The sequence below is a fragment of the Enterobacter sp. BWH64 genome, from assembly GCF_001037645.1.
Lineage (GTDB): Bacteria > Pseudomonadota > Gammaproteobacteria > Enterobacterales > Enterobacteriaceae > Enterobacter > Enterobacter hormaechei_C.
The window spans coordinates 1,750,481-1,776,911 of the sequence record NZ_KQ089922.1 but is presented as its reverse complement, the minus strand read 5'-3'; the positions used below and the strand labels follow the sequence as shown (position 1 = coordinate 1,776,911).

At 57.1% G+C, this 26,431-nt stretch carries 28 protein-coding genes; 15 read left to right on the top strand and 13 right to left on the bottom strand.

Features of this window, described 5'->3' with window-relative positions; genetic code table 11:
• Positions 1 to 6: 6 nt before the first annotated feature.
• Positions 7 to 2,502: a phosphoenolpyruvate--protein phosphotransferase gene (ptsP, locus tag SK50_RS08400; protein WP_045344539.1), complete on the top strand. Its 2,496-nt coding sequence runs from the start codon at positions 7 to 9 to the stop codon at positions 2,500 to 2,502.
• 3 nt (positions 2,503 to 2,505) lie between these two features.
• On the opposite strand, the gene SK50_RS08395 is transcribed toward ptsP, so the two are convergent.
• Together SK50_RS08395 and SK50_RS08390 are read right to left on the bottom strand one after the other, a co-directional pair.
• Positions 2,506 to 3,360 (bottom strand): helix-turn-helix domain-containing protein, encoded by an 855-nt coding sequence (locus tag SK50_RS08395; RefSeq protein ID WP_026094381.1) that lies wholly within the window; start codon positions 3,358 to 3,360, stop codon positions 2,506 to 2,508.
• A gap of 1 nt (position 3,361) precedes the next feature.
• Entirely contained in the window at positions 3,362 to 3,982 is a 621-nt protein-coding gene (locus SK50_RS08390) for a flavin reductase family protein (RefSeq protein ID WP_003858756.1), read from the bottom strand.
• Positions 3,983 to 4,244: 262 nt separating this feature from the next.
• Between SK50_RS08390 and rnk the strand changes: the two genes are divergently transcribed.
• Both rnk and yldA read left to right on the top strand, forming a co-directional pair.
• Complete coding sequence (gene rnk, locus SK50_RS08385; protein ID WP_006809650.1) at positions 4,245 to 4,655, top strand: nucleoside diphosphate kinase regulator; 411 nt, start codon at positions 4,245 to 4,247, stop codon at positions 4,653 to 4,655.
• 137 nt (positions 4,656 to 4,792) lie between these two features.
• The gene (gene yldA, locus SK50_RS24260) at positions 4,793 to 4,882 is read left to right on the top strand and encodes a small membrane protein YldA (protein WP_015571155.1); all 90 of its coding nucleotides are present in this window, start codon (positions 4,793 to 4,795) and stop codon (positions 4,880 to 4,882) included.
• Between the two features lie 10 nt (positions 4,883 to 4,892).
• On the opposite strand, the gene SK50_RS08380 is transcribed toward yldA, so the two are convergent.
• Entirely contained in the window at positions 4,893 to 6,131 is a 1,239-nt protein-coding gene (locus SK50_RS08380) for a zinc-dependent alcohol dehydrogenase (RefSeq protein WP_015571156.1), read from the bottom strand.
• Between the two features lie 181 nt (positions 6,132 to 6,312).
• Between SK50_RS08380 and uspG the strand changes: the two genes are divergently transcribed.
• A complete protein-coding gene (gene uspG / locus SK50_RS08375) occupies positions 6,313 to 6,741 on the top strand; it encodes a universal stress protein UspG (RefSeq protein ID WP_006809652.1) in 429 nt (142 codons plus the stop codon).
• Positions 6,742 to 6,800: 59 nt separating this feature from the next.
• On the opposite strand, the gene ahpF is transcribed toward uspG, so the two are convergent.
• Positions 6,801 to 8,366, bottom strand: coding sequence for an alkyl hydroperoxide reductase subunit F (ahpF, locus tag SK50_RS08370; RefSeq protein ID WP_017382489.1), 1,566 nt, complete (start codon positions 8,364 to 8,366; stop codon positions 6,801 to 6,803).
• Between the two features lie 188 nt (positions 8,367 to 8,554).
• Positions 8,555 to 9,118, bottom strand: a complete 564-nt coding sequence (gene ahpC / locus SK50_RS08365; RefSeq protein ID WP_014882974.1) for an alkyl hydroperoxide reductase subunit C — start codon at positions 9,116 to 9,118, stop codon at positions 8,555 to 8,557.
• Between the two features lie 621 nt (positions 9,119 to 9,739).
• Between ahpC and SK50_RS08360 the strand changes: the two genes are divergently transcribed.
• From SK50_RS08360 to SK50_RS08350, 3 genes are all read left to right on the top strand, one after another.
• The gene (locus SK50_RS08360; protein WP_015571158.1) at positions 9,740 to 10,660 is read left to right on the top strand and encodes a DNA-binding transcriptional repressor CitR; all 921 of its coding nucleotides are present in this window, start codon (positions 9,740 to 9,742) and stop codon (positions 10,658 to 10,660) included.
• 126 nt (positions 10,661 to 10,786) lie between these two features.
• Positions 10,787 to 12,010, top strand: a complete 1,224-nt coding sequence (locus SK50_RS08355) for a phosphoadenosine phosphosulfate reductase (RefSeq protein WP_017382491.1) — start codon at positions 10,787 to 10,789, stop codon at positions 12,008 to 12,010.
• A complete protein-coding gene (locus SK50_RS08350; protein ID WP_017382492.1) occupies positions 11,995 to 12,621 on the top strand; it encodes an IbrB-like domain-containing protein in 627 nt (208 codons plus the stop codon). The genes SK50_RS08355 and SK50_RS08350 overlap by 16 nt, the downstream gene beginning before the upstream one ends.
• On the opposite strand, the gene SK50_RS08345 is transcribed toward SK50_RS08350, so the two are convergent.
• On the bottom strand, positions 12,622 to 13,782 hold the full coding sequence (locus tag SK50_RS08345; RefSeq protein WP_048229306.1) for a pyridoxal phosphate-dependent aminotransferase: 1,161 nt from the start codon (positions 13,780 to 13,782) through the stop codon (positions 12,622 to 12,624).
• 122 nt (positions 13,783 to 13,904) lie between these two features.
• Here SK50_RS08345 and SK50_RS08340 point away from each other — a divergent pair, with 122 nt between their 5' ends.
• From SK50_RS08340 to SK50_RS08330, 3 genes are read left to right on the top strand one after another with little or no spacing between them, the layout of a single operon-like run.
• On the top strand, positions 13,905 to 14,519 hold the full coding sequence (locus tag SK50_RS08340) for a methylthioribulose 1-phosphate dehydratase (RefSeq protein WP_048229305.1): 615 nt from the start codon (positions 13,905 to 13,907) through the stop codon (positions 14,517 to 14,519).
• Positions 14,516 to 15,205 carry an acireductone synthase gene (mtnC, locus tag SK50_RS08335; protein WP_032647663.1) on the top strand — a complete coding sequence of 230 codons (690 nt, stop codon included), beginning with the start codon at positions 14,516 to 14,518 and terminating at the stop codon, positions 15,203 to 15,205. Before SK50_RS08340 ends, mtnC begins: the two co-directional genes overlap by 4 nt.
• Positions 15,202 to 15,744, top strand: coding sequence for a 1,2-dihydroxy-3-keto-5-methylthiopentene dioxygenase (locus tag SK50_RS08330; RefSeq protein ID WP_045344541.1), 543 nt, complete (start codon positions 15,202 to 15,204; stop codon positions 15,742 to 15,744). Before mtnC ends, SK50_RS08330 begins: the two co-directional genes overlap by 4 nt.
• 66 nt (positions 15,745 to 15,810) lie before the next feature.
• Here SK50_RS08330 and SK50_RS23820 read toward each other — a convergent pair whose 3' ends face one another.
• Both SK50_RS23820 and mtnA read right to left on the bottom strand, forming a co-directional pair.
• Positions 15,811 to 15,948: an SRPBCC family protein gene (locus SK50_RS23820; protein ID WP_226874315.1), complete on the bottom strand. Its 138-nt coding sequence runs from the start codon at positions 15,946 to 15,948 to the stop codon at positions 15,811 to 15,813.
• An 88-nt stretch (positions 15,949 to 16,036) separates the two neighbouring features.
• Positions 16,037 to 17,053, bottom strand: coding sequence for an S-methyl-5-thioribose-1-phosphate isomerase (gene mtnA / locus SK50_RS08325; RefSeq protein WP_017382501.1), 1,017 nt, complete (start codon positions 17,051 to 17,053; stop codon positions 16,037 to 16,039).
• Positions 17,054 to 17,155: 102 nt separating this feature from the next.
• On the opposite strand from mtnA, the gene mtnK reads away from it, so the two are divergent.
• Positions 17,156 to 18,355: an S-methyl-5-thioribose kinase gene (mtnK, locus tag SK50_RS08320; protein ID WP_045340913.1), complete on the top strand. Its 1,200-nt coding sequence runs from the start codon at positions 17,156 to 17,158 to the stop codon at positions 18,353 to 18,355.
• A gap of 52 nt (positions 18,356 to 18,407) precedes the next feature.
• Here mtnK and SK50_RS08315 read toward each other — a convergent pair whose 3' ends face one another.
• The 4 genes from SK50_RS08315 to SK50_RS08300 form a co-directional block, all read right to left on the bottom strand.
• The gene (locus SK50_RS08315) at positions 18,408 to 19,649 is read right to left on the bottom strand and encodes an LVIVD repeat-containing protein (protein ID WP_045344543.1); all 1,242 of its coding nucleotides are present in this window, start codon (positions 19,647 to 19,649) and stop codon (positions 18,408 to 18,410) included.
• A 92-nt stretch (positions 19,650 to 19,741) separates the two neighbouring features.
• Positions 19,742 to 20,806 (bottom strand): sugar ABC transporter substrate-binding protein, encoded by a 1,065-nt coding sequence (locus SK50_RS08310; RefSeq protein WP_015571167.1) that lies wholly within the window; start codon positions 20,804 to 20,806, stop codon positions 19,742 to 19,744.
• Positions 20,807 to 20,825: 19 nt separating this feature from the next.
• Positions 20,826 to 21,821, bottom strand: coding sequence for an ABC transporter permease (locus SK50_RS08305; protein WP_048229303.1), 996 nt, complete (start codon positions 21,819 to 21,821; stop codon positions 20,826 to 20,828).
• Positions 21,818 to 23,320, bottom strand: a complete 1,503-nt coding sequence (locus tag SK50_RS08300; RefSeq protein WP_015571168.1) for a sugar ABC transporter ATP-binding protein — start codon at positions 23,318 to 23,320, stop codon at positions 21,818 to 21,820. Before SK50_RS08300 ends, SK50_RS08305 begins: the two co-directional genes overlap by 4 nt.
• Before the next feature lie 159 nt (positions 23,321 to 23,479).
• Between SK50_RS08300 and SK50_RS08295 the strand changes: the two genes are divergently transcribed.
• The 4 genes from SK50_RS08295 to SK50_RS08280 all read left to right on the top strand — a co-directional run bounded on the left by SK50_RS08295 (position 23,480) and on the right by SK50_RS08280 (position 26,234).
• Positions 23,480 to 24,568 carry an oxidoreductase gene (locus SK50_RS08295; protein WP_047642353.1) on the top strand — a complete coding sequence of 363 codons (1,089 nt, stop codon included), beginning with the start codon at positions 23,480 to 23,482 and terminating at the stop codon, positions 24,566 to 24,568.
• A 57-nt stretch (positions 24,569 to 24,625) separates the two neighbouring features.
• Positions 24,626 to 25,369 carry an SDR family NAD(P)-dependent oxidoreductase gene (locus tag SK50_RS08290; RefSeq protein WP_017382507.1) on the top strand — a complete coding sequence of 248 codons (744 nt, stop codon included), beginning with the start codon at positions 24,626 to 24,628 and terminating at the stop codon, positions 25,367 to 25,369.
• A 183-nt stretch (positions 25,370 to 25,552) separates the two neighbouring features.
• The gene (locus tag SK50_RS08285; RefSeq protein ID WP_015571170.1) at positions 25,553 to 25,855 is read left to right on the top strand and encodes a type II toxin-antitoxin system RelE family toxin; all 303 of its coding nucleotides are present in this window, start codon (positions 25,553 to 25,555) and stop codon (positions 25,853 to 25,855) included.
• A complete protein-coding gene (locus SK50_RS08280) occupies positions 25,830 to 26,234 on the top strand; it encodes a helix-turn-helix domain-containing protein (RefSeq protein WP_017694334.1) in 405 nt (134 codons plus the stop codon). The genes SK50_RS08285 and SK50_RS08280 overlap by 26 nt, the downstream gene beginning before the upstream one ends.
• On the opposite strand, the gene SK50_RS08275 is transcribed toward SK50_RS08280, so the two are convergent.
• A complete protein-coding gene (locus tag SK50_RS08275) occupies positions 26,231 to 26,428 on the bottom strand; it encodes a YbdD/YjiX family protein (protein ID WP_006809671.1) in 198 nt (65 codons plus the stop codon). The two genes, SK50_RS08280 and SK50_RS08275, sit on opposite strands and share 4 nt — an antisense overlap.
• Between the last annotated feature and the right edge of the window lie 3 nt (positions 26,429 to 26,431).

Sequence of the window (26,431 nt, the reverse complement as noted above, 5' to 3'; positions counted from 1 at the left end):
GGAAGTATGCTTTCAATTGAATTTTTCTGCCCACTGCCCAACGGCCTGCATGCGCGTCCGGCCTGGGCGTTAAAAGAGCAGTGCAGCGCATGGCGCAGCGACATCCGTTTTATCAACAGACGGCTTAACACTCACGCGGATGCCAAAAGCTCGCTGGCGCTGATCAGTACCGGTACGCTGTTTAATGACAGCTGCGTGCTGGAAATTAACGGCAGCGACGAGGAGCAGGCCCGACGCGTGCTGGAGGCGTATCTCACCGGCGCGTTTATCGACAGCGACAGTATTCCCTCCGGCGACGCGCCGCACGTTGCGCATCCCCTGCCCCGTTCGCTTGTAAGGCTTGCTCCCCACCTTCAGCACGGCATTACGCTCGCCAGTGGCATCGGGGCTGGCACTCTGCGAGGCTGGCAGAGCGATAACCTCAAACGTTATTGTCAGATCCCCGCCTCGCCGGAAGATATTACCCGCCTGGAACACAGCCTGGCGACGCTGGCTGAACAGCTCAACCACCGCCTGCGCGGGCTGGACGGCGAGAGTAAAACCATTCTCAGCGCGCATCTTTCGCTGATCCAGGATGAGGAGTTTGGCGGCACCATACGCCGACTGATCGCCGAGGAGCGGCTAAGCCTTGCGGAGGCGATCATTCGTAACATGGAGCTGATCTGCGACAAGCTGTCGCTCTCCGCCAGCGACTACCTGCGTGAACGCGTCAGCGATATTCGCGACATCAGCGAGCAGCTTCTTAACATTACCTGGCCGGAGTTACAGCAAACCTCCGCATTCACCCTCAGCGCCCCCACCATTCTGGTGGCGGAAGATCTGACGCCCAGCCAGTTTCTCAGCCTCGACACGCAGTACCTGAAAGGCATGGTACTTGAAAAAACAGGCCGGACGTCGCACACGCTGATCCTGGCACGCGCGGCCTCCGTGCCTGTGCTGAGTGGTTTAACGGTCGCCTCGCTGGCGCCGTTGATGGGAAAAGAGGTCATTCTGGACGGCATCTGTAGCGTGCTGGTCGTTGAACCCAACGACGCGGTGAATGATTACTACAGCGTGGCGCAGCGCCTTGCCGACCGACGCCACCAGCAGCAGATCAAAGATGCGGGTCTTCCTGCGCTCACCCGCGACAACGTGCCGGTAGAGATTGCCGCCAACATCGGCAGCGCGCTGGAAGCGCCCGGGGCGTTTACCTGCGGCGCGCAGGGTATCGGGCTGTTTCGCACTGAAATGCTGTATATGGACAGAGACACCGCGCCGGACGAGCAGGAGCAATTCGAAGCCTATCAGCAGGTGCTGCTCTCCGCGCAGGGCAAGCCGGTCATCTTTCGCACAATGGACATCGGCGGCGATAAGCAGCTCTCTTACCTGAACATTCCCCAGGAAGAAAACCCCTTCCTCGGCTATCGTGCCGTTCGTATTTATCCCGAATTTGCCGATCTCTTCCGCACCCAACTGCGCGCGATCTTACGCGCAGGCGCCAGCGGCAATGCGCTGTTGATGATCCCGATGGTGCACAGTCTCGATCAGATTTTATGGATCAAACAGGAGCTGCAAAACGTTCGTGACGCCCTGGCCTCACAGGGGTTACGTCACACCGCACACCTGCCGCTGGGGATCATGGTTGAAGTGCCTTCAGTCTGCTTTATCATCGATCACTTCTGCGAAGAGGTGGATTTCTTCAGTATCGGCTCGAACGATATGACTCAGTATCTCTACGCTGTCGATCGCAACAACCCGCGCGTTTCGGGGCTGTATAACCCCATCACACCGTCTTTTTTACGAATGGTTCGCCAGATCGTCACCGCAGCGCATCGTCACGGGAAATGGGTCGGCATTTGCGGGGAACTTGGCGGAGAGCAGCGCTACCTCCCTCTTCTGCTTGGTCTGGGCTTAGATGAGTTCAGCATGAGCGGGCCGCGCATCCCTGCGGTAAAAACCCAGCTGCGTCAGCTGGACATGGCGGCCTGCCGGGCACTGGCAGATAAGGCCTGCGACAGCCGCAGCGCAGAGAAAATTGAAGCCCTGCTGGCGGATTTCACACCGGAAGCGCCGCCGCGTCCCTTGCTGGCGCTGGAGACTATCGTGGTCAATGAGCCGCTGACCTCAAAAGAGCAGGTGCTTCAGTTCTTATGCGGAAATCTTGCGATTCATGGCAGGACCGAAAACCCGCTGGAGCTTGAAGAAGATCTCTGGCAACGCGAAGAGATTGTCACCACCGCCGTCGGGTTTGGCGTGGCGATCCCTCACACCAAATCGCAATGGATACGCCACTCCAGCATCAGCATTGCCCGCCTGGACAAGGCGATTGACTGGGAGTCGGATTTGGGCGACGTCGAGCTGGTGATCATGCTGACGCTCGGCGCTCAGGAAGGGATTAATCACGTGAAGGTCTTTTCCCAGCTGGCGCGGAAGCTGGTCAATAAAACGTTTCGCGAGTCGCTGTTTGCAGCAACGACGCCGCAAAGTATCCTGGATCTGTTGAACGCTGAAATCACGTTCTGACTGTCACTGAAAGCGTGCGCGATACTCCCCCGGCGTCAGGCCAAACTGGCGCCGGAACAGACGGCTAAAATAGTCGCTATCGGCATAGCCGCAGCGCTTCGCCACTTCCCCCACCGGCAGGTGGTATTTTTGCAGGATGGTTCTCGCCTTCGCCATACGCACCCAACGAACGTAATCCACAAAACTCATCGTCCCCTGTTGGGAGAACAGGCGTGACAGATGGTTAGCCGAAATATTAAAAAGCGCGGCGACGCTGTCCCGCGACAGGGATTCAGCATAGTTTTCCTGCACCCAGTTACAAATGCTCTGATAGAGAAAATCCCCGCGCGACAGTCCCGGTTCAGGCAGCGACGACACCACTTTCCGGCACCAGTGCAGCAGGCTCAGCACCAGCGGTTGAATAATGGCCTGATCCTGCGGGGAAGCGCTCAGGTGCGTCAGGGCCATCAGCATCGCAGCACATTCGCCTCGTTCAGGATGAGGAAGCTCAACGTGTCGCTGCGCAGGCACGGATCGCCCGTGACGGGTATCATGAAACACCAGCCCCAGCCACGACGGAGCAAAAAGAATGCTCAGCAGCATGACCGGTCGTTCAAACACCGGGACGCTGGCGGCCTGGGCGGGAAGAAACAGCATTTCCCCCTGGCAGAGGGTCTGCTGCCCGGTAACCAGTCTGTTGCCATATTCCCCGCGAAGAACGACATCAAGCCGTGGCCAGTCGCGGCTCACGCTTCCGACAGCGTCAGACGCGCCACGTTGAGCAAACCAGACTCGCCCCAGCTGCTGTGGGTTGAGCACCAGGCCGCTCAACAGATCGGCAAAAAACTGCTGATCGGCGGGCAACAGGGTTGCGCGCATATCACCCCCTGCGCGCATCCGGGCGTACCAGGTCGAAGCGATGGCTGTCACTGATGGCGTAGTAGGCTGTAGGTCCACCCGCACGCAGAATGGGCTGCGCTTTCGCGGTCTGGTAAATCCCCTCTTCCAGCAAACTCTCGGCGATATGGACGCCCACGACTTCGCCGAGCACCAGCCAGGTATCAATCGGTGTCCCATCCGCGCCGGTAAGCTGAATGCACTGTGACAATCGACACTCGAAATTCACCGGGCTTTCCGCCACGCGCGGCGAGCTCACAAGCTGGCTGGCTACGGGCGTCAGGCCGGCAAAGGTAAATTCATCCTCGCCATGAGGGAGCGTGGCGGAGGTTTCATTCATCGCCTCGGCCAGATCGCGCGTTGCGAGGTTCCAGACAAACTCCCCCGTTTCGGTAATATTCCGCACGCTATCCTTCCAGCCGTTGCTGGAAAAACCAATGATCGGTGGGCGATAGTTAAAGCAGTTAAAGAAGCTGTACGGGGCAAGGTTCAGTTGACCGGCCTTGTCACAGGATGAGATCCAGCCAATCGGACGCGGACCGATAATGGCGTTCAGCGGGTCGTGCGGCAGGCCGTGCCCCTGAGACGGTTGGTAAAAGTACATATCGCTCTCTCTACGCTGGGGCTGCAACGCGCATTGCCCGGGTTCAGTCTTTCCAGCGTAACGAAATTTCCGTTCAGCGTGAATCGGGACGCCGGGTTTATTGCCAAAAATTCATATGGCGCATGATTGTGACCTTCATCACTTCAAACTTACGGTTTCAGACAGTATCATCAGATAAGTTAAACCCTCGCTGCCAGACGGCGAGGGTTTTCTTTTGGATTGGTTTCTGCGTTACACGCAGCATTAACGACATGGAGTAAAAATGTCCAGACCTACGATTATCATCAATGAACTCGACGCAGAACGTATTGACCGACTGTTGGAGAAACCAGAATTCGCCTCGCTGCCGGTAGCCGATGCGCTGAACGAAGAGCTAGACCGGGCGCAGATGTGTACGCCTGAGACCATGCCGCATGATGTGGTCACCATGAACAGCCAGGTGAAGTTCCGCAACCTGACCACCGGCGAGGAGCTCACCCGTACGCTGGTCTATCCGGCGCAGATGACCGACAGCAGCACGCAACTGTCGGTGCTGGCACCCGTGGGCGCGGCGCTGCTTGGACTGCGCACGGGCGATACCATCCACTGGGAACTCCCGGGCGGCGCCTCAGCTCACCTGGAAGTGCTTGAGCTGCTCTACCAGCCCGAAGCCGCTGGCGATTACCTGCGTTAATCCCTTCTGAACAAGCGACCCCGCTTTGCACAGAGGATGCACCCGCATCCTCTTTCCGCAAATTCACCCTATTGTGCTATACCGGACAAAAACCGCTTAATCCACGCTTAGTCTGTTGTAGTGCCGTGGGGACGGTCATGGGTGAGATACTTGTTATCACACTGGTTTTTCTCATCATCCTGGCGATCCTCGTCGTGGCGGTGCTGTACCTTGAGCGCCACTGGTGAGTGAGGAACCTCACACAACGCCGCCGGGGAAGGCATTCACCAGTCCCTTCACTTTCTGCTGCGCTGCCTCCGGGGTGTCTGCGCCAGGCACCAGGATCACCTTGCGGCACTCCTCCTCCCGTTTTTCGAAGATCTTATAGGCGCGTTCCGCATCAGCCAGCGGAAGATAGTGGGTCACAATATCTTCTGGGGTAAGCAGCCCTTTTTCGATGAGCGGCAGCAGCTCTCCCAGCCAGGCATGGACGTGGGTCTGCCCCATCTTAAAGCTCAGCCCTTTATCGAAGGCATCGCCAAACAGGAAGCCGTGAATAAAACCGGCGTACACGCCCGGCACGCTGACCACGCCGCCGCGTCGCACCGCAGCAATGCACTGGCGCAGGGCTTTGCCGCTGCTGCCTTCAATTTTCAGGTTACTGAGGATCGTTTCCGTGGTGCTGCCTTTGGCCTCAAACCCGACGGCATCAATCACCGCATCCACCCCTCGCTGTCCGGCCGTTTGCTCAATGATTTTCTCCGCCGCGTCGTTATCGTCATCAAAGTTAATCGGGATCGCGCCGTAGCGCTCCTGGGCAAACCGCAGTCGATAGGGATGATGGTCAACCACGAAAATCTGCTCTGCGCCGAGAAGCCGCGCGCAGGCAATGGTCAGTAACCCCACCGGCCCGGCCCCGAATACGGCGACGCTGGAGCCTTTCTGGATCTGCGCATTTTTTGCCGCCTGCCAGGCGGTAGGCAGAATATCTGACAGGAAAAGCGCTTTGTCGTCAGACAGCAGCTGGGGCACTTTAAACGGCCCCACGTTGCCTTTCGGGACGCGCACATACTCCGCCTGTCCGCCCGGCACGCCGCCGTAAAGATGGCTGTAGCCAAACAGCGCGGCAGGGGCGGGAATTTGCTTTTTGTTCAGCGCCGCGCCCTGCCCGCGGTTCGTGTTTTCGCAGGCCGCGTACTGTTGCATCTGGCAAAAGAAGCAGTCACCGCAGGCAATCACAAACGGGATCACCACCCGGTCACCTTTCTGCACGTTTTTCACTTCGCTCCCGCACTCCACCACCTCGCCCATAAATTCATGACCAAAGATATCGCCGTGCTGGACCTTGGGAATTTTTCCGCGATAAAGATGCAAATCAGAACCACAGATCGCCGTGGCCGTTACGCGCAGGATGATATCGTCAGGCTGTTCGATGCCCGGATCGGGGACATTATCGACCCGAACATGATGTGGACCGTGATAGGTGAGAGCTTTCATGCAACCTCCGAAAGGGTGTGGGTAAGCTTATAAAAGGGTAGCTACCTCTCGGGATCTGCCCCGGAATCCGGCTGTTTTGAGATTTATCCTGGCGAGATAAAAAAGTGCTGTCGGGATTACAGAAACCTTTTATATTTTGTGGTTGAATGATTTCAGCGTTTATAAACAAGGAGAAACGGTTATGTATCAAACAATCATTATGCCGGTTGATGTTTTCGAAATGGAACTGAGTGATAAGGCTGTACGTCACGCGGAATTTCTCGCGCAGCAGGACGGAGTTATTCATCTTCTGCATGTTTTACCGGGCTCTGCCAGCCTGAGCCTGCATCGTTTCGCTGCTGATGTGCGTCGTTTTGAAGAGCATTTACAGCATGAAGCCGAGACACGCCTGCAAACCATGGTCGGGCACTTCAGCATCGATCCTTCCCGCATCAAAACCCACGTCCGGTTCGGTAGCGTGCGCGACGCCGTTAATGAGCTGGCGGGGGAATTAAATGCCGACGTGGTAGTGATTGGTTCACGTAACCCTTCCATCACCACTCACCTGCTGGGGTCGAACGCCTCCAGCGTGATCCGCCACACCCACATTCCGGTGATGGTCGTGAGATAAAAAAAGAGGCCACCTTTTGGTGGCCTCTGGCATTGCAGGTGTCGTCTTGCTTTCTTTTATTATGCGGTTTTGGTGCGGATCAGATAATCAAACGAGCTCAGCGACGCTTTCGCACCTTCGCCAGTGGCGATGATGATCTGTTTGTACGGCACGGTGGTGCAGTCGCCCGCCGCAAATACGCCCTTCACGCTGGTTTCGCATTTCGCATCAATGATGATCTCGCCCATGCGGTTGCGCTCAATCGCGCCTTCCAGCCAGGTGGTGTTTGGCAGCAGGCCAATCTGAACAAAGATCCCTGCCAGCGCCACGCTGTGGATATCGCCACTCACGCGGTCACGGTATTCCAGACCGGTCACTTTGCTGCCGTCGCCTTTCACTTCTGTCGTCTGGGCATTGAGCACAATATCGACGTTATTCAGGCTACGCACCTTATCCTGCAACACCTGGTCCGCTTTCATCTCCGGGGCGAACTCCAGCAGGGTAACGTGTTCAACAATTCCCGCCAGATCGATAGCCGCTTCCACGCCGGAGTTACCGCCGCCGATCACCGCTACGCGTTTACCTTTGAACAACGGGCCGTCACAGTGCGGGCAATAGGTCACGCCTTTGGTGCGGTACTGATCTTCGCCCGGGACGTTCATGTTGCGCCATTTCGCGCCGGTGGCAATGATCACGCTGCGCGCCTTCAGCACCGCGCCGGACGCCGTTTCTATCTGGTGCAAACCACCCTCGACCGCGGCCGGAACCAGTTTGCTGGCGCTCTGGCTGTCAATGACATCCACGTCGTAGTCGCTGACGTGCGCTTTCAACGCCCCGGCCAGCTTCTGGCCTTCGGTTTTCGGCACGGAAATGTAGTTTTCAATGTCAACGGTATCCAGAACCTGACCACCGAAACGCTCGCCCATCAGACCGGTACGGATCCCTTTACGTGCGGAGTAGACCGCTGCCGCCGCGCCCGCCGGGCCGGAGCCAACAATCAGTACGTCGTACGCATCGCGTTGGTTCAACTCTTCCGCCGCACGTTTTTCTGCGCCGGTATCCACTTTGGCGACGATTTCGGTCAAGGTCATACGCCCCTGGCCGAACTCCTGACCATTCAGGTAAACCGCCGGAACGCCCATCACGTTGCGCTCGGTGATTTCGTTCTGGAACGTACCGCCGTCAATCGCCGTGTGCTTAATGCGTGGGTTGAGGACTGACATCAGGTTCAGCGCCTGCACCACGTCCGGACAGTTATGGCAGGAGAGTGAGTAATAGGTTTCAAACTCAAAATCACCGTCGATATCGCGGATCTGCTCCAGCAGCGCCTGCGCTTCTTTTGACGGATGACCACCGGTCCACAGCAGCGCCAGCACCAGGGACGTAAATTCGTGCCCCAGCGGAGAGCCCGCGAAACGCGGCCCCTGGTCAGACCCTGGGTTGGCGATCAGGAAAGAAGGCTTACGGACTGCCAGCGTGTTGTCTTCTTTGAAGGTCACCTTCGGCGACAGCTCAGCAATCTCTGTCAGCAGCGCTTTGATTTCTGCCGATTTCGCGCTGTCGTCCAGCGTGGCAATCAGCTCAACAGGTTTGGTCAGTTTCTCAAGGTAGGCCTTGAGCTGGGTTTTCATGTTAGCGTCGAGCATTATTCTTCCCTCTCTTAAAACGTCATCATGCAAGCCGCCTTATACGGGCTGCCTGAATGCAACTTGCATCATGGTGCTGGAATGAAATGGGCGCGGGGAGCGCCCATTGATTGCCGGGTGGCACTTCGTTTACCCGGCCTACGATACTGTAGGCCTGTGCAAGCGTAGCGCCGCCAGGCTTTACAGACTTAGATCTTGCCGACCAGGTCCAGAGATGGAGCCAGCGTCGCTTCGCCTTCTTTCCATTTCGCCGGGCACACTTCGCCTGGGTGAGAAGCAACGTACTGAGCCGCTTTCACTTTGCGCAGCAGGTCAGATGCATCACGGCCGATACCTTCAGCGGTAACTTCGATAGCCTGGATAATGCCCTGCGGGTCAACAACGAAGGTCGCGCGGTCTGCCAGGCCTTCATCTTCACGCATGTTGTCGAAGTTACGGGTCAGGGCGCCAGTCGGGTCGCCGATCATCGCGTATTTGATTTTCGCGATAGTTTCAGAGCTGCTGTGCCACGCTTTATGGGTGAAGTGGGTATCGGTAGAAACAGAGTAAACGTCTACGCCCAGCTTTTGCAGTTCTTCGTAGTGGTCTGCCACGTCGCCCAGTTCGGTCGGGCAAACGAAGGTGAAGTCAGCCGGATAGAAGAAGAACACGCTCCAGCGGCCTTCGGTATCTTTCTCAGTTACTTCGATGAACTCACCGTTTTTGAACGCCTGGTTTTTGAAAGGTTTAATTTTGGTGTTAATCAAGGACATCTGTACTTCCTCCGTGTTTTCGTTGAGATGTAAGGTAACCAACTTTGTTCATCGGGGCTAATGCGTATGCTTTATCAAATCAATCAGCCAAACCTTACAACAGCAACAAGACAGCAAGGTGAACCTTTTACAGGAAAGCCTGAAAGTAAAAAGGCCGCCTCAACGGGCGGCCCTGATACCTGAATTCCCCGCAGGTACATTCAGTGCCAGCCGAAGCTGGCGTTGCGTTGCGCTCTACATACCTTGTATCAAGGCCGTAACAGCGGTTTGATTACAGCATCCGTGCGCGCATTGAGCAATGCATAAGAGGGATAGTCCTGCCTATGGTTGTGATAGGCAGAATCGAACAGGTCTCAGAAACGTTATAAATTTAATTTCATTATAAATTTCGCGCTATATATAAATGCCAGTTGTCATTCAAATAATTCAATCACACTTTAAAGATAAAATTATCTTAATAAATCTTGAAGTTGTGTTTCAATAATCCAAAGCCGTGATATATTAAGATCACTTAATTTTTAAATTAAGCGAGTTACCCCCACGGATTGTTAAAGGTAACTTCCCTCTGTCGTACTCCATGATGTGATAACGACAGCAAACACAGCACACTCAGGACGAAACATGGCCAACCTCTACGACCTAAAAAAATTCGATCTCAATCTGTTAGTCATCTTCGAATGCATTTACCAACATCTCAGTATCAGTAAGGCTGCCGAGACACTTTATATCACGCCATCCGCCGTGAGCCAGTCGCTGCAACGTCTGCGTGGCCAGCTCAATGACCCCCTGTTCATCCGCTCAGGTAAGGGAATTACGCCGACCACGGTGGGCACCAACCTGCATCATCATCTTGAACAGAATCTCAACCAAATTGAGCAGACGATCAACATGATGCATCACTCGGACATCAAGAAAAAGTTCGTTATCTATTGCTCTCAAATGATGTCGCCCGGCTATATGCTCGAACCAATGAAGCTGCTAATGTCAGAGGAAAATTACGAGATAGAACAACGAGATATGCTTATCTCTCCGGAATCCGCAGAGGACCTGCTCGCCTACCGTAAAGCCGACCTGATCTTTACTATTGCCCCAATTAAGAATCGCTCTGTGGTGTGTTCTCACTTTGCCACGGTGCCAATAGCGTTAATCTGCCGAGAAAACCACCCAAGACTCGCAGATACGGTCAGTCTTGAAGCGTTATACCGGGAAAAATTCACCTTTTACCAGAGTGCGCACCCGGGCGTTAAAGAGTTCCAGAATCGTGCCAATGACCTTTTCCCGGAAAGAGATATTGCTTTTCGCACGGACTCCATCATTTCGCTTATCTCCATGGTCAGTTCATCTGATCTGTTAGGCTTTATACCCGTATCAATCTATGAAGCCTATAAAGAGACGTTAAAAATAAAACGGATCGCCGCCCCATTTGAATTGCCCGAAATACATGTCTATATGCTTTACAGCCGTTCATCGCTGAACAGCAGTGTTTTTTCAACGTTCATTGAGAAAATGCATAAACTCTGTCTTTCCGCTCCGTCTGCGTAAAATCATTTATATGATGAATATAAAAATCGCAAACTGAAAAAATGATCCCGTGAAAATAATGAAAAATGATTTCATAATATCGTCTTAATTTTTTCCAGACATTTAACACGCAGGATGCGATTAACCATGTCGATCTATAAAATTCCTTTACAGGAAAATGTTTTAGACGCTTCAGCGGAACGCATAGACTGGACGCTAAACAATTTCTCCAGGGTATGCGTTTCCTTTTCCGGTGGAAAAGATTCTACCGTGATGCTGCATCTCGTTGCCCAGCAAGCACGGCAATTAAAGCGAAAAATAGATGTCATCTTTCTGGACTGGGAAGCGCAATTCTCCTCAACCATTCAGCATGTTGACACGATGAGAACGCTGTATCGGGATGTTATCCATCAGTTCTGGTGGGTAGCGCTTCCGCTCACGACCCAGAACGCCCTGTCACAGTTTCAACCTGAATGGCAGTGCTGGGAACCCGGGACAAACTGGGTTCGCCAGCCACCGGAAGATGCCATTACCGATTATCACTATTTCGATTTTTATCAGCAGGGAATGACGTTTGAAGTCTTCGTGCGAGAGTTTGCCGAATGGTATGCGCAAAAACGTCCTGCCGCCGTTATGGTGGGGATCCGCGCCGATGAATCCTACAACCGCTTTCTGGCTATCGCGTCGGCACGTAAGCAGCGCTTTTCTGACGATAAACCCTGGACGACCGTCGCACCGGGCGGGCACACCTGGTACATCTACCCTCTGTACGACTGGAAAACCGCCGACATCTGGACGTGGTTCGCGAAATCAAAATGTTGCTATAACCCGTTATACGACCTGATGTACAAGGCGGGGGTGCCGCCGCGTTATATGCGCATCTGCGAACCGTTTGGCCCGGAACAGCGTCAGGGCTTGTGGCTCTATCATGTCATTGAACCCGAACGCTGGGCGGCGATGTGTGAGCGTGCCTGCGGGGTGCGCAGCGGCGGTATTTATGCCGGGCACGATAACCATTTTTATGGCCACCGGAAGATCCTGAAACCAGACCATCTTGGCTGGCGCGAATACGCCATGCTGCTACTCGACAGCATGCCGCAAAATACGGCGGAACATTACCGCAATAAAATCGCGGTTTATCTCCACTGGTATCAAAAGCGAGGCATGAACGATATTCCCGATACGCAGGAGGGTGACATTGGTGCAAAAGATATCCCCTCCTGGCGACGCATTTGTAAGGTTTTACTCAACAATGACTATTGGTGCCGGGCACTTTCGTTTAGCCCAAATAAGCCCAAACACTATCAGCGCTACAGCGACAGAGTGAAAGCAAAACGCAAGGAATGGGGGATTTTATGCAACAACGAATAATCACCGAAATGGAAACGTACCTTCAGGCACTTTCTGAGGAAGAGCGAATAGCCGCTATTAATGCGTTTCGTCAGGCATTACATGAAATCAGCCCTTTTCGCGATCAGCCCGTCGATTGCGTATTGTGGATAAAAAAGACAAACATCAGCGCTAACGATTACAACCCAAATAACGTCGCGCCACCGGAAAAGCGGCTGCTCAGCAAGTCACTGGAGCTGGATGGATTCACACAGCCTATCGTGGTGACGGAAAATGCGCCACAGCACTACGAAATTGTCGATGGTTTTCACCGCCATGATATCGGCAGTAACCGGGCGCCCCTGAAGCGCCAGCTTAAGGGTTACCTTCCTGTCACCTGCCTGCGTAAAGCGCGGCAGGAAAAGTTCGACCGCATGGCGGCGACCATTCGCCACAACCGCGCGCGCGGACGCCACCAGATCAACGCCATGTCAGAAATCGTGCGCGAGCTGGTGCTTATGGGCTGGAGTGAGCAGAAAATTGGCCAGGAGTTGGGTATGGACAGCGATGAAGTACTGCGTCTGAAGCAGATCAACGGTCTGCTCGAACTCTTCGCAGACCGTCGTTTTTCTGAAGCCTGGACGGTGAAATAGTCAGAGCGCGTTTAACCGCGCTGCCGCTGCCAGCAGCGTCGATTCCTGCTTCGCAAAGCAAAGTCGGATCAGCTTATGCGGGAAGGGATCGGCGCAGAACACCGACAGCGGAATGGCCGCCACGCCCACCTCTTTCGTCAGCCACTGGCAGAAACTCACGTCGTCCAGATCGGAAATCGCGCTGTAGTCGGCCAGCAGGAAATAGGTCCCTTCACAGGGTAAAATCTCCAGACGGCTTTTGCTCAACGCAGCCACAAACCGATCCCGACGCGCACGGTAGAAATCCGGTAGCTCGCGGTAGTGTCCGGGTTCGCTGCGCAGCATATCCGCCAGCGCCAGCTGAGCGGGTGTGTTCACCGCAAACGTCAGATACTGATGCACTTTACGCAGCTCAGCGCTGATGGCGGCGGGCGCCACGCAGTACCCGACCTTCCAGCCGGTCATATGGTAGGTTTTGCCAAATGACGATACCGCGATTGCACGCTCACGAAGCTGCGGATGCGCCAGCACGCTGGCATGCCCCTCTTCGGCGAAGCAGATATGCTCATACACCTCGTCGCTCAGAACATAGATTTCACGTTCGGCGATGGCCTGCCACAGGGCGACAAAATCGCTCTTCTGCCACACCGTCGCCGATGGGTTGTGCGGCGTATTCAGGATCACCAGCCGGGTTTTATCGCTCAGCAGCGCGGCAAACGCCTGCCAGTCCGGACGAAAATGCGGCGGCTGGAGCGCCACGCGTTTCACTACGCCGCCGGCCAGTTCAATCGCCGGGGCGTAGCTATCGTAGCTCGGGTCAAAACAAATCACCTCATCGCCCGTACGCACCAGGGCGGTTATCGCCGCATACAGCGCTTCGGTCGCCCCTGCGGTTACCGTGATATCGCTGTTCGCATCAGGTTTATAGCCATACAGCTCAGCCGTTTTATCCGCAATGGCTTCACGCAACGCCTGCACGCCGGTCATCGGCGCGTACTGGTTGGCTCCCTGCGCCACGTGGTACGCCAGACGCTCCTGCAAATATTTCGGCCCGTCAAAATCCGGGAAACCTTGTGAGAGGTTAATGGCGTTGTGCTGCTGCGCCAGGGCGCTCATCTGGGTAAAAATCGTCGTGCCGAGATTTGGAAGTTTACTCTGCGGGATCAACGGGTTATTGCTCATTGTAGTGTGCCTGCCTGTAATACTTATGTTGCTGACACTATAACACGATGTTAGTCTTTGGCAATCAAGACGCTTAGACGTCTAAACGATATAAATATTCCTGACCGAGAGGGTAAAAGGAAATGACAGACAACCTGCAACTCACACACCTGGTCGAGGCCTGCCGCTGGATTGGCGCTAAAGGCTGGGCGCCCGCTACCGGCGGCAATATGTCCGTGCGTCAGGATGAACACCTGTGCTGGCTGAGCGAATCCGGAAAAGATAAAGGCAGCCTGACCACCGCCGATTTTCTACAGGTTGAAATCGCCACCAACCGTGCGCCGTCTGGCCTTAAACCGTCGGCAGAGACCGGGCTGCATACCCTCATCTATCGCCTGTTTCCCGAGGCTAACGCCGTCCTGCACGTTCACACTGTCAATGCCACGGTGCTGTCGCGTCTGGTCAACGAGGCCGAGCTGAAGATCACCGGTTTCGAGATGCAAAAATCCCTTACCGGGCAGACCACGCACCAGGATACGGTGGCCATCCCGGTGTTTGATAACGACCAGGACATCGACGCCCTCGCCTCGCGCATCGCCCATTACGCGCAGGAACGCCCGCTTAATTATGGTTTTCTTCTGCGCGGTCATGGCTTAACCTGCTGGGGACGCGACGTGGCCGAAGCCCGCCGTCATCTGGAAGGGTTAGAATTCTTATTTGAATGCGAAATGCGTTTACGACAATGGGAGAGAGTATGATTCGCGCGATTGTGACGGATATTGAAGGGACCACCAGCGATATCCGTTTTGTCCATGATGTTTTGTTCCCCTACGCGCGTGAGCGGCTGGCGGCCTTTGTGACCGCGCAGCAGTACGCCGAGCCGGTCAAATCGATTCTGGACAACCTGCGCGATGAAATCAGCGCTCCGCATGCCAGCGTCAGCGATCTCATCAACGTACTGTTTACCTTTATGGATGAAGACCGCAAATCGACGGCGCTCAAAGCCCTGCAAGGCATCATCTGGCAGGACGGTTACGTCAACGGTGACTTTACCGGACACCTCTATCCTGACGTACTGCCCGCGCTGGAAAAATGGAAGGCGCAAGGGATTGATCTCTATGTTTATTCCTCTGGCTCCGTCACCGCGCAGAAACTGTTATTTGGCTACAGCGACGAAGGTGATATTACTCATCTGTTCAGCGGCTATTTTGATACCCACATTGGCGCCAAGCGCGAGGTGCAGTCTTATCAAAATATTGCGGCGCAAACGGGCATTGCCCCGTCGCAGATCCTGTTTCTGTCGGATATTCATCAGGAGCTGGACGCAGCTGAGCAGGCGGGTTTTCGCACCCTGCAACTGATTCGCGGTGAAGATGACGGCGCAAGCCATCATCATCAGATCCACCAGTTTGACGAGATTAATCCGGAGCAAATCCCTTCATGAGCGCATTGACCATTTATTCCGATAAAGACGCCAGTCAGCACCAGTGGCACAGCGCCGACGCCGCCGAGATTGCCCAACAGCTCAACGCGAAAGGCGTGCGGTTTGAACGCTGGGCAGCTGACCGCGATTTAGGCCACGATCCTGCGCCCGAAGCCGTGATCGAAGCGTATCAGCATGCGATCGACAAGCTGGTGGCAGAGAAAGGTTACCAGAGCTGGGACGTGATTAGCCTGCGCGCCGACAATCCGCAGAAAGAGGCGCTGCGCGCGAAGTTTCTGAACGAACACACCCACGGCGAAGACGAAGTGCGCTTTTTCGTGGAAGGTGCCGGGCTGTTCTGCCTGCATATTGGCGATGAGGTGTATCAGGTGCTGTGCGAGAAAAACGACCTGATTTCCGTTCCCGCGGGCACGCCGCACTGGTTTGATATGGGCTCAGAGCCGAACTTTACGGCGATTCGTATTTTCGATAACCCGGAGGGTTGGGTCGCACAGTTTACCGGGGATGCGATTGCGGATGCATACCCACGCCTGGCATAGTCTGAACAGGCACGGTTAGCCCCCTCTCCCTGTGGGAGAGGGTTGGGGTGAGGGCACCCGCGCGCACTACGCGTTAAGCCCCTTAACATACCCCACCAGATGATCCAGCACCATGCCCCATGCTTCGTGGAAGCCCATCTGCTCATGTTGCTCGCGGATCTCCTTCGTCGGATGACGCGCAATCGCCGAGGTCGCGCGGTGCATCCACCACGCGCTCCAGTTTTAAGTCTGTGTCAGGATCGAGCGTCACGATGTTGTCCTCTCAGGGAACGCCCTTAAAGGATAGCCGGACTCAGGCAAATTTCCCTTTCGCTACCTCGTCCGGTGTGACCACGCCTGTATCCAGCACCCAGCCGCTAATCAGCGAGGCGGGGGTGACGTCAAACGCCGGGTTATAGACCTGCGCCTCTTGCGGCGCCCACTGCACCGCGCCAAAGCTCCCCGCCACGCCCGTCACTTCACTGGCCGCGCGCTGCTCAATCGGGATTGCGTCACCGTTCGGGCAGTCCGGGTCGAGGGTCGTTTGCGGGGCAGCGACGTAGAACGGAATGCCGTGAAACTTCGCCAGCACCGCCAGGGAATAGGTGCCGATTTTGTTCGCCACGTCGCCGTTGGCGGCAATGCGGTCTGCACCCACCCACACGGCGTCCACCTGCCCTTTTGCCATCAGGCTGGCGGCCATGGAGTCGGTAATCAGCTGATACGGTACGCCCAGCTCGCCGAGTTCCCACGCGGTCAGCCTGCCGCCCTGCAATAGCGGACGGGTTTCATCCACCCAGACGTTGCTTACCTTGCCTTCCTGATGCGCGCGAGCAATCACCCCCAGCGCGGTACCGACGCCCGCCGTCGCCAGCCCGCCGGTGTTGCAGTGGGTCAGCAGACGGCTGCCGGGCTTCACCAGCGCGCTGCCCGCACTGGCAATAGCGTCACAGAGCCGTTTGTCTTCGTCAATCAGCCGCAGCGCTTCAGCCACCAGCGCCGGAATATAATCTTCCTGCCACAGCGCAATCTTCATGCGATCGAGGTTATTCATCAGGTTCACCGCCGTCGGGCGGGAGGCGCGCAGGGTTTCCAGCGCCACCGCCAGCTCGTCGCGGCTTTTGCCGCTTTCCGCTAACAGCGCCAGCAGCAGGCTTGCAGAGAGTCCAATCAGCGGCGCGCCGCGCACCCGCAGGGCGTGGATGTGCCCGACCAGCGCCTCGACCGTCGAGGCATCCAGCCAGCGTTTCTCCTGTGGAAGCGCCTGCTGGTCGAGAATAAAGAGCTGATTATCCGCCACCCGCAGGCTGGTCGTCTGTAATGTCTGCATGTCGTTAATTCCCTGTTGCGTTGTTGTAGCACATTGTGTCAGGATGAAATCCAGATGTATAGACGTCTACATGTCTTAATTAGCAAAACTGAGGAGCAGGCCATGTCGCAATACCGTACCTTTACCGCTCAGGACGCCGTGGAGTATGCCAGGCAGTTTGGCGGACTTGACGATCCTTCATCGCTGGTAGAGGCGCAGGAAATCGGCGACGGCAACCTCAACCTGGTCTTTAAAATTTTCGACCGCGCGGGCGTGAGCCGCATCGTCGTTAAGCAGGCGCTGCCCTATGTACGCTGCGTCGGCGAATCCTGGCCGCTGACGCTGGATCGTGCCCGTCTTGAAGCGCAAACCCTGGTCGAGCATTACCAGCACAGCCCGCAGCACACGGTGAAAATCCACCACTTTGACCCGGAACTGGCGGTGATGGTGATGGAAGATCTCTCCAGCCATCGCATCTGGCGCGGCGAGCTGATTAACAACATTTACTACCCCCAGGCGGCGCGTCAGCTGGGGGAATATCTGGCTCACACCCTGTTCCACACCAGCGATTTTTATCTGCATCCGCACGATAAAAAAGCGCGGGTAGCGAAATTCATCAACCCGGAGATGTGCGAGATCACCGAAGATCTGTTCTTTAACGATCCGTACCAGATCCACGCGCGCAACAGCTACCCGGCCGAGCTGGAAAACGACGTTGCCGCCCTGCGCGACGACGCCCAGCTTAAAATCGCCGTGGCCTCCCTCAAGCACCGCTTTTTCTCGCACGCCGAAGCCCTGCTGCACGGAGACATTCACAGCGGTTCGATTTTTGTGGCCGACGGCAGCCTGAAGGCCATCGACGCTGAGTTCGGCTATTTTGGGCCGATTGGCTTTGACGTTGGCACCGCCATCGGCAACCTGCTGCTGAACTTCTGCGGCCTGCCTGGGCACCTCGGCATTCGCGATGCCGCCGCCGCGCGCGAGCAGCGCCTGAACGATATTCAGGAACTGTGGAACACCTTCGCGGAGCGCTTCCAGGCGCTGGCAAACGAGAAAGCCCGCGACGCCGCACTCAGCGCGCCGGGCTATGCCTCCGCGTTCCTGAAAAAGGTCTGGCATGACGCCATCGGGTTCTGCGGCACCGAGCTGATTCGCCGCAGCGTCGGGCTTTCACACGTGGCGGATATCGATACCATCCAGGATGAAGCCATGCGCCACGAATGCCTCCGCCATGCAATATCCCTCGGTAAAGCGCTGATTGTCATTGCCGACCGCATCGACAGCGCGGAAGAGCTGCTGGCACGGGTGCGGCAGTACAGCTGATTTTCTCCCTCTCCCTGTGGGAGAGGGCCGGGGTGAGGGCATCAAACCGCACTCACCCCAAATACTCAATCACCGACAACCCGCCGTTATAATCCGTGCTGTAAATAATCCCCTGCGCATCCACAAACACGTCGCACGACTGGATCACCTGCGGGCGGTTGGGCCGCGTATCCATCATCCTCTCCGGCGCCGCGGGCACCAGCGCTCCCGTTTCTACCGGGCGATACGGATTGGAAATGTCATACGCGCGCACGCCCGCGTTCTGATACGTCGCAAAAATTAGCGTTGAGCTGACGAAGCTCCCCGGCCGGTTTTCGTGCAGGTTGTGCGGGCCGAAATGCGCCCCTTTCGCCACGTAGTCGGTTTCATCCGGCTGCGGGAAGGTCGAGATGCTGACCGGGTTCGACGGCTCGCGGATATCAAACAGCCAGATCAGCTTTTCGCCGTCTTCCTGATTGTCGAGCACCGCTTCGTCCAGCACCACCAGCAGGTCGCGGTCCGGCAGCGGCAGCGCGGTGTGCGTCCCACCGCCAAACGGCGGGCTCCAGTTACGGTGGCTAATGAGCTTAGGCCGGGTGCGGTCCTTCACGTCCAGCAGCGTCAGGCCGCCGTCACGCCAGCTGCCATACGCGGTGTCGCCGGCAATAATCGCATGGTGCAGGGCGTAGCGTTTGCCTTCCGGCCAGCCCGGCTTCTCACCTTCGGCCTGGTTCATCCCGGGCAGCCACCAGCGCCCCGCGACTTCAGGCTTACGCGGGTCCGCCAGATCGATAGTCAGGAAAATGTAATCGGTAAAGCCGTCGATCAGCGCTGAAACGTAGGCCCAGCGGCCGCCGACGTACCAGATGCGGTGAATGCCGATGCCACTCAGCGACAGAAAGCCGATTTCGCGCGGCGCGTCCGGCGTGGAGATATCAAAGACGCGAAGCCCGGCGCTCCAGCCTTTATCCTGCACGTCGCTGACGGTCTCCCCCACCTGGCGGGTGTAGTAGACCTTCTCATCGGCAAAACGCGCATCGGCAAACAGATCCCGGGCGTTAATCACCAGCAGCAGATCGTCGTGCGCCTGGAGGTGTACGTTCCAGGTACCCGGCGGCGCGGGCACGTAACCTGCGGCTTTTGGTTTTTTCGGATCGCGCACGTCAACAATGGAAAAGCCCTGCGACACCATATGACCGATATAGGCGAAACCACGGTGCACCATCAGCTGTACACCGTCCGGACGACCGCCCTGGTCGCTATGGCCAATCAGCCGCATATTGCGGCTGTATTCGGGAGGGGGTAATTGAGACACCTTATGCTTCTTACGCCCGGTGGCGCTACGCTTACCGGGCCTACGGGTGCGAAATGTAGGCCGGGTAAGGCGCAGCCGCCACCCGGCTTGGTTTACTTGTTTTTAGCGGCAAGCGTCGCAAACCACGGCGCGATAAAATCTTCCGTCTGGCCCCAGCCTGGAATGATTTTCCCCAGAGACGCCACGTTCACCGCGCCCGGCTGGGCGGTCAGCAGCGCCTGCGGAATAGCCGCCGCCTTGAAATCGTAGGTGGCAGGCGTCGCTTCTCCGGCAATCTTATTGGCGATCAGGCGTACGTTGGTCGCGCCAATCAGCTTCGGATCTACCGCCACGCTCACCTTCCACGGGCTACCCGGCTCGCGCATCAGCTGGAGATCCTGGTTGGAGATGTCGATGCTGTAGAGCTTGATCTCGGTGCGGCCGTTCTCTTTCAGCGCCTTATACGCGCCCTGGCTGAAGGCATCCCAGGTCCCCCAGATGGCGTCGATTTTACCTTTCGGGTATTTCGCGAGGATCGCCCCCACCTTGTTGGCGGTGTCGCCCTGCACGTCAGAGGAGACCGCGCCGATGGACTCCAGCTCTTTAATCTCCGGATACTGCTTTTGCAGTTCTTTATACGCCGCCTGACGGCGCTCCATCGGCGGGAAGCCCGCGACCCACAGCTTGACGATATTGGCCTTGCCGTTGAAATCTTTCGCCAGTTGACCAAAAGAGAGGTTGGTCAGGGAGGCATCGTCCTGCTGGGTAACGGTTACGCCCGGGATCTCGCCGTTCACGGCGGTATCAAACACCGAAACTTTAATCCCGGCATCCACCGCCTTCTTTACCAGCGCGGTGGAGTACGGATCGCGCCCCTGAGAGAGAATAATCCCGTCGTATTTCTGGCTGATGGCCTGGTTCACGAAATCCTGGAATCTGGCGTCGTCCCCGTTACTTAAAAACGTGCTGACCTTAAAGCCGAGCTTTTTCCCTTCCTGAATCGCCCCGGCAACAAACTGCGTGGTGTTGTCGTCCGAGCCCAGGTTGCGGATCACCGCAATGCGAATGGGGCCGTCATGGCTGGCAATGGCGGCCGGAACCGGCGCGGGGGTAGCCGCCAGGCCCGGCAAAGAAGTGAGTAATCCAAGAGCTACCAAAGAGAGCGCAATCTTTTTCATTTATTATCCCGTTGTGTTGTCAGCGTTTTTGTATGTAAGTAATCGCCAGTGCCATCGCGAGCACCAGCCCTTTTATAATGTCCATGGCGTAATACGGCACGGAGAGCATCACCAGCCCGTTCGACAGCACGCCGAGGATCACCGCCCCCACCAGCGTGCCCAGCGCGTTCGGCTTGCCGGACCCGGCCAGCGAGAACCCGATCCACGCCGCCGCCACCGCATCCATCAGGTAGCCGCCCCCCGCATTCACCTGCGATGAACCGATACGCGAAGCCAGCAAAATTCCACCCAGTCCCGCCAGCAGCGAGGCGATCACGTAGGCCGCCACCTTGTAGCGCGTGGTGCGAATGCCGGAAAGGCGCGCGGCTTCCGGGTTGCCGCCAATGGCGTACATCCGGCGTCCGTGGGTGGTCAGCGACAGGCCAAGCTGCGCCAGAATCGTCACCACCAGCATGACGATCACAATGGTCGGCACCTGCCCCAGCAGGCTGAACGCCGCCGGAATGGTCCCTTCCGCCATGTCGCCGCTCGGCAGCACCATGTTCTCGGTAATCGACCCGCCGTAGCTGTAGGTCATCGCCACGCCCTGGATGACAAACAGGCTGGCAAGGGTCGCGAGCATGTCCGGAATGCGCAGGATGACGATCAGAAAGGCGTTAAACAGGCCGACCAGCGTGCAGAGCGCAAGGGTAAGCAGAATCGACTCGGTGGTGCCGAAGCCGTGCCAGACGAAAAGCGAAATCACCAGCGCGTTCGCCAGCGACGCGGTTGACCCCACCGAGAGATCGAACCCGCCGACGGTCAGCGAAATCGAGACGCCGATGGCAATCACCTTCACGATGGCAATCGAGCGCAGAATGTTGATGATGTTGTTCGGATCGAGGAAGCTGTCCGACGCCAGGCCAAACACCGCCACCAGCGCGACGACGGTCAACAGCATGCCCCACCTGTAGAGAAAATCGAAAATCTGCTGACGGCCAGACGCCGCCGCGTTCACTGAAAGGGCCTTGCTCACGACGCCGTTCCTCCGGTTGAATAATAAAGTAGTGTCTCTTCCCGGGCCTCGGCCCCGGCGATTTCCGCCACGATGCGCCCGTCCCACAGTACGCAGATGCGGTCGCACAGCCCGACCAGTTCGGCAAACTCGCCCGAGGCGTAAATCACCCCTTTGCCCTCGCGCGCCAGGCCGTCGATCAGCTGAAACAGATCGGTTTTGGCCTTCACGTCCACGCCTTTGGTCGGCTCGTCGAATATCAGCACGCTGGCGTCATTGCGCAGCCATTTGCCGATGGCGACCTTCTGCTGGTTACCGCCGGATAAGCGTCGCAGCACCTGCCCCGGCCCGCGCGTGCGCACGCCGACGCGGGCAATCACCTCTTCTGCCCAGCGCCACGCCTGACGATGACCAAACAGGCTCCAGCGCGAGAAGCTGTTATCGGCGCACACGGCAAGGTTCATGCTCACCGGCTCGTCGATAAAAATGCCCTCTTTGCGCCGCTCCTCCGGCACCAGCGCCAGACCGCGCAGTACCGAGTCTGCCGGATCGCGCGGTTTCCAGGCCTGATGGTTCAGCTCGCCGCGCGCGACGCGGCTTTTGCTGGCGCCAAACAGCGCCTTGCAGAGTTCCGTTTTCCCCGCCCCCGCCAGCCCGGCAATGCCGAGGATTTCACCTTTGCGCAGGTGCAGGGAGATATCTTTCAGCAGCGCATCGTCGTGCAGCCCTTCCACCCGCAGCAGCGTCTCCTCACCGTGCGGCGGGCGCGGGGGCGGATAGATATCGCTCAGCTCGTGGCCGAGCATCTTCTCAACAATCGCTTCGCCGCTCAGATCCGCCATCGGGCCGGACTCAATCAGCCTGCCGTCGCGCAGCACAGTCAGGGTGTCGCAGATGGCCTTCAGCTCGTGAATGCGGTGAGAGATAAACACCACGCCGATACCCTGCTGTTGCAGACGTCTTACTACCGCAAACAGACGCTCACTCTCGTGCGCGTCCAGCGGCGCGGTGGGCTCATCAAGGATGAGAAAACGGCAGTGGTGCGAGAGCGCCCGCGCCAGCAAAATCTGCTGTTTTTCAGCCAGCGTGCAACTGTCGATGGAGCGGCGTACGTCGAGCGAAACATCCAGCTGCGCCAGCGCCTGCCGCGCCTGCTGGCGGATGTCGCGCCAGCTGTAGCGATGCCCCGGATGCGCCAGCTGGTCGAGCATGATGTTTTCGGCAATGCTTAACCCGGGAATGAGCGCAACATCCACCTCCTGCTGCACAAGGTGGATACCCAGCCGTTTGGCGTCCAGCGGCTCGCGGATACTTACCGGCTGGTTGTTAATGCAAATTTCGCCTTCATAACGATCGTGCGTCCCGCACAGCACCGCCATCAGCGTCGATTTCCCCGCGCCGTTGGCGCCGGTCAGCGCATGCACCGACCCGCCGTTCAGGGTGAAATCCACGCGCGACAGGGCCTGAAAGCCGGAAAAGGCCAGGCTGATACCGCGCATCTCAAGGCGACTGGAAACCATCCGCGTAAATCCTTCATTACTCTTCTGATTTAGCGAATTTTTCACAGCTCTTGTTGACTGACAACGACGTAAAAGGCATAAGTTAAAGCAAAATATTATTAGCCATCCGGATGTCCAGACATAACATCGGGTTAGCGCTTGCTAAAAAAGGACAACTTCATGAGCAACACCGATATCCGCGTCGTGCCCGGCCCGGCGAACTACTTCTCTCATCCGGGAAGCCTTGCCCACCTGGATGATTTCTTTACTCCGGAACAGCTTTCCCGCGCGGTGTGGATCTACGGCGAGCGGGCAATCGAGGGCGCACGCCCTTATCTGCCGCAGAGTTTTAACGCGACGGGGGCAAAACATCTGCTGTTTAAGGGCCATTGCAGCGAGCGTGACGTCACCCATCTGGTGAACGAGTCGGGTAGTGAAACCAGCGTGGTGATTGGCGTGGGCGGCGGTGCGGTAATGGATACCGTCAAGGCCGTGGCGCGTCGTCTGGGCGTGCCGTTCGTAGGCATTCCCACTATCGCCGCCACCTGCGCGGCGTGGACCCCGCTCTCCGTCTGGTACAACGATGCCGGTCAGGCGCTACAGTTTGAGATTTTTGACGACGCCAACTTTCTGGTGCTGGTGGAGCCGCAGATCATCCTTAACGCCCCGGCGGAATATCTGCTGGCGGGCATCGGCGATACGCTGGCGAAGTGGTACGAAGCGGCGGTGCTCGCCCCTCAACCTGAGAGTCTGCCGCTGACCGTGCGTCTTGGCCTGAACGGTGCGCTGGCGATCCGTGACGTGCTGCTGGAACGCAGCGAAGAGGCGCTTGCGGATCAGCAGCGCGGCGAACAGACGCTGGCGTTCCGGGACGTGGTGGATGCGATTATTGCCGGAGGCGGAATGGTCGGCGGTCTGGGTGAGCGCTATACCCGCGTGGCGGCGGCGCACGCGGTGCACAACGGCTTAACCGTGCTGCCGCAGACGGAAAAATACCTGCACGGCACCAAGGTGGCCTACGGCATTCTGGTGCAGAGCGCCCTGCTCGGTCAGGACGACGTGCTGGCGCAGCTGGTGGCGGCGTACCAGCGCTTCAATCTGCCGACCACGCTTCGCGAGCTGGACGTCGATATTCACAACCGCGACGAGCTGGATAAGGTCATTGCCCACACCCTGCGCCCGGTGGAGTCGATTCACTATCTGCCGGTGACGTTAACGCCTGAGGTTCTGCGCGCCGCGTTTGCGAAGGTGGAATCCTTCAGCCGTTAATCGCGCCGACGGGCTATACCTAATGATGATTCTCTCCACTCTTGCAACGAGGTCATCATGCAGATCGATTTAACAGGTAAAAAGGCGCTGGTTACTGGCGCCAGTCGTGGGCTGGGTCGGGCGATTGCGCTGTCGCTGGCACGCGCCGGTGCCGATGTGGTTATCACCTACGAAAAATCCGTCGATAAAGCCCAGCAGGTTGTCGATGAGATCAACGCGCTGGGGCGACACGGCGAGGCGATTCAGGCCGACAGCGCCAGCGCGCAGGCGATTCAGGATGCGGTCACGCAGGCGGCGCGCTCCCTCGGCGGGCTGGATATTCTGGTCAATAACGCCGGGATTGCGCGCGGCGGCCCGCTGGAGTCCATGACCCTGGCGGACATCGACGCTCTGATCAACGTCAACATCCGCGGCGTGGTGATCGCCATTCAGGAAGCGCTGGTGCATATGTCTGACGGCGGACGCATCATCAACATCGGTAGCTGTCTGGCGAACCGCGTGGCACAGCCGGGGATCGCCGTCTACTCGATGACCAAGTCTGCCCTTAACTCCCTCACCCGAGGTCTGGCCCGCGATTTAGGCCCGCGCGGCATTACCGTCAACCTGGTCCACCCCGGCCCGACCAACAGCGATATGAACCCGGAAGACGGCGAGCAGGCTGACTCTCAGCGTCAGCTTATTGCCCTGGGCCATTACGGCCAGCCGGAGGATATCGCAGCGGCGGTCACCTTCCTCGCCAGCCCGGCTGCGGGGCAAATTTCCGGCACCGGTCTGGATGTCGACGGCGGTCTGAACGCCTGATCGCAAATTTACTGTATGCCTCTGTCGCCCGGCAGAGGCCTGTTCGAGCCGCCTCGACGATTCGCGGTTTGCCGCTTTCTCGCGGTTTTTCTCCGCTCTACAGTAACCCATAAGAAATTCGGAATTTATCTAATAGTCTTATTATTTCCTTATAATTTGTGTGGGCGTACAGTGGAGGTACGGATGAAGATTGTCTGGTCAAAGACCGCTGAGAAGCAATTTTCTAAAATCGATACGCGATATCAGAACCGCATTAAATTCAGGCTGGAGAAGATGGATGATAAAACATCACCTGTCGCGGATATCAAGAAATTATCATCTCCCGAAAACCACTACAGGCTGCGATTAGGTGATTACAGGGTAATTTACACCTTCGGGGATCCGCCGGGTGATATCTGCTACGTAGTGGCGGTTAAACGCCGGACAACAACCACCTACCTTCATGAGGAGCATACGGAATATGACTGTTCAGTTCATAAAGGATAAAGAAGGGAAAAAACAGTATGTTGTCATTCCTTATAGTGAATATTTTCGCATGCGTTTAGCCACGCTTGAGTATGACGATGAGGATGAAAGCGACTGGGAAGACATCCCTTATGAATCAGATATCTACGATAACGTAGGTTTACCGGGGGAAGTGTGCGACGTCATGCATAACGAGAACGTCAGCCTACAGGCCGCCTGGCGCATTTTACGCGGCATGTCCCAGCAGGAGGTGGCGGAGAAGCTTGGCATCAGCCAGTCCGCCGTGTCACAGCTGGAAGCGCTGGACTCCCGACCGCAAAAGCGCACCCGCGAAAAGCTGGCGGCAATTTACGGCTGTAAACAGGAGCAGATCAGCCTCTATTTACCAAAAGAGGGTTAACAGCACTTCGCCCCGCCCTTGCCGCCGTAGCGGGCGTCCTGACGGTCGCGGAAAAATTCTTCGTAGGTCATGGGCGTCTGGTCCGGGTGGTTGACGCGCATATGCTCGACGTAGTTGTCGTAATCCGGCACGCCAATCATCATTTTAGCGGCCTGGCCCAGGTATTTACCTGCTTTGGAAAGGGTGTCGAACATAGT

What these genes read in the sequence shown, in the direction of transcription:
- mtnC (WP_032647663.1), top strand. Translation starts at nt 14,516, where the DNA reads ATGATTCGCGCGATTGTGACGGATATTGAAGGGACCACCAGCGATATC.
- SK50_RS08395 (WP_026094381.1), bottom strand. Translation starts at nt 3,360, where the DNA reads ATGCGCGCAACCCTGTTGCCCGCCGATCAGCAGTTTTTTGCCGATCTG.
- rnk (WP_006809650.1), top strand. Translation starts at nt 4,245, where the DNA reads ATGTCCAGACCTACGATTATCATCAATGAACTCGACGCAGAACGTATT.
- SK50_RS08330 (WP_045344541.1), top strand. Translation starts at nt 15,202, where the DNA reads ATGAGCGCATTGACCATTTATTCCGATAAAGACGCCAGTCAGCACCAG.
- SK50_RS08390 (WP_003858756.1), bottom strand. Translation starts at nt 3,982, where the DNA reads ATGTACTTTTACCAACCGTCTCAGGGGCACGGCCTGCCGCACGACCCG.
- SK50_RS08275 (WP_006809671.1), bottom strand. Translation starts at nt 26,428, where the DNA reads ATGTTCGACACCCTTTCCAAAGCAGGTAAATACCTGGGCCAGGCCGCT.
- SK50_RS08360 (WP_015571158.1), top strand. Translation starts at nt 9,740, where the DNA reads ATGGCCAACCTCTACGACCTAAAAAAATTCGATCTCAATCTGTTAGTC.
- SK50_RS23820 (WP_226874315.1), bottom strand. Translation starts at nt 15,948, where the DNA reads ATGCACCGCGCGACCTCGGCGATTGCGCGTCATCCGACGAAGGAGATC.
- ptsP (WP_045344539.1), top strand. Translation starts at nt 7, where the DNA reads ATGCTTTCAATTGAATTTTTCTGCCCACTGCCCAACGGCCTGCATGCG.
- SK50_RS08310 (WP_015571167.1), bottom strand. Translation starts at nt 20,806, where the DNA reads ATGAAAAAGATTGCGCTCTCTTTGGTAGCTCTTGGATTACTCACTTCT.
- ahpF (WP_017382489.1), bottom strand. Translation starts at nt 8,366, where the DNA reads ATGCTCGACGCTAACATGAAAACCCAGCTCAAGGCCTACCTTGAGAAA.
- SK50_RS08300 (WP_015571168.1), bottom strand. Translation starts at nt 23,320, where the DNA reads ATGGTTTCCAGTCGCCTTGAGATGCGCGGTATCAGCCTGGCCTTTTCC.
- yldA (WP_015571155.1), top strand. Translation starts at nt 4,793, where the DNA reads ATGGGTGAGATACTTGTTATCACACTGGTTTTTCTCATCATCCTGGCG.
- SK50_RS08285 (WP_015571170.1), top strand. Translation starts at nt 25,553, where the DNA reads ATGAAGATTGTCTGGTCAAAGACCGCTGAGAAGCAATTTTCTAAAATC.
- SK50_RS08350 (WP_017382492.1), top strand. Translation starts at nt 11,995, where the DNA reads ATGCAACAACGAATAATCACCGAAATGGAAACGTACCTTCAGGCACTT.
- SK50_RS08355 (WP_017382491.1), top strand. Translation starts at nt 10,787, where the DNA reads ATGTCGATCTATAAAATTCCTTTACAGGAAAATGTTTTAGACGCTTCA.
- SK50_RS08345 (WP_048229306.1), bottom strand. Translation starts at nt 13,782, where the DNA reads ATGAGCAATAACCCGTTGATCCCGCAGAGTAAACTTCCAAATCTCGGC.
- SK50_RS08380 (WP_015571156.1), bottom strand. Translation starts at nt 6,131, where the DNA reads ATGAAAGCTCTCACCTATCACGGTCCACATCATGTTCGGGTCGATAAT.
- mtnK (WP_045340913.1), top strand. Translation starts at nt 17,156, where the DNA reads ATGTCGCAATACCGTACCTTTACCGCTCAGGACGCCGTGGAGTATGCC.
- SK50_RS08290 (WP_017382507.1), top strand. Translation starts at nt 24,626, where the DNA reads ATGCAGATCGATTTAACAGGTAAAAAGGCGCTGGTTACTGGCGCCAGT.
- ahpC (WP_014882974.1), bottom strand. Translation starts at nt 9,118, where the DNA reads ATGTCCTTGATTAACACCAAAATTAAACCTTTCAAAAACCAGGCGTTC.
- SK50_RS08280 (WP_017694334.1), top strand. Translation starts at nt 25,830, where the DNA reads ATGACTGTTCAGTTCATAAAGGATAAAGAAGGGAAAAAACAGTATGTT.
- mtnA (WP_017382501.1), bottom strand. Translation starts at nt 17,053, where the DNA reads ATGCAGACATTACAGACGACCAGCCTGCGGGTGGCGGATAATCAGCTC.
- uspG (WP_006809652.1), top strand. Translation starts at nt 6,313, where the DNA reads ATGTATCAAACAATCATTATGCCGGTTGATGTTTTCGAAATGGAACTG.
- SK50_RS08340 (WP_048229305.1), top strand. Translation starts at nt 13,905, where the DNA reads ATGACAGACAACCTGCAACTCACACACCTGGTCGAGGCCTGCCGCTGG.
- SK50_RS08295 (WP_047642353.1), top strand. Translation starts at nt 23,480, where the DNA reads ATGAGCAACACCGATATCCGCGTCGTGCCCGGCCCGGCGAACTACTTC.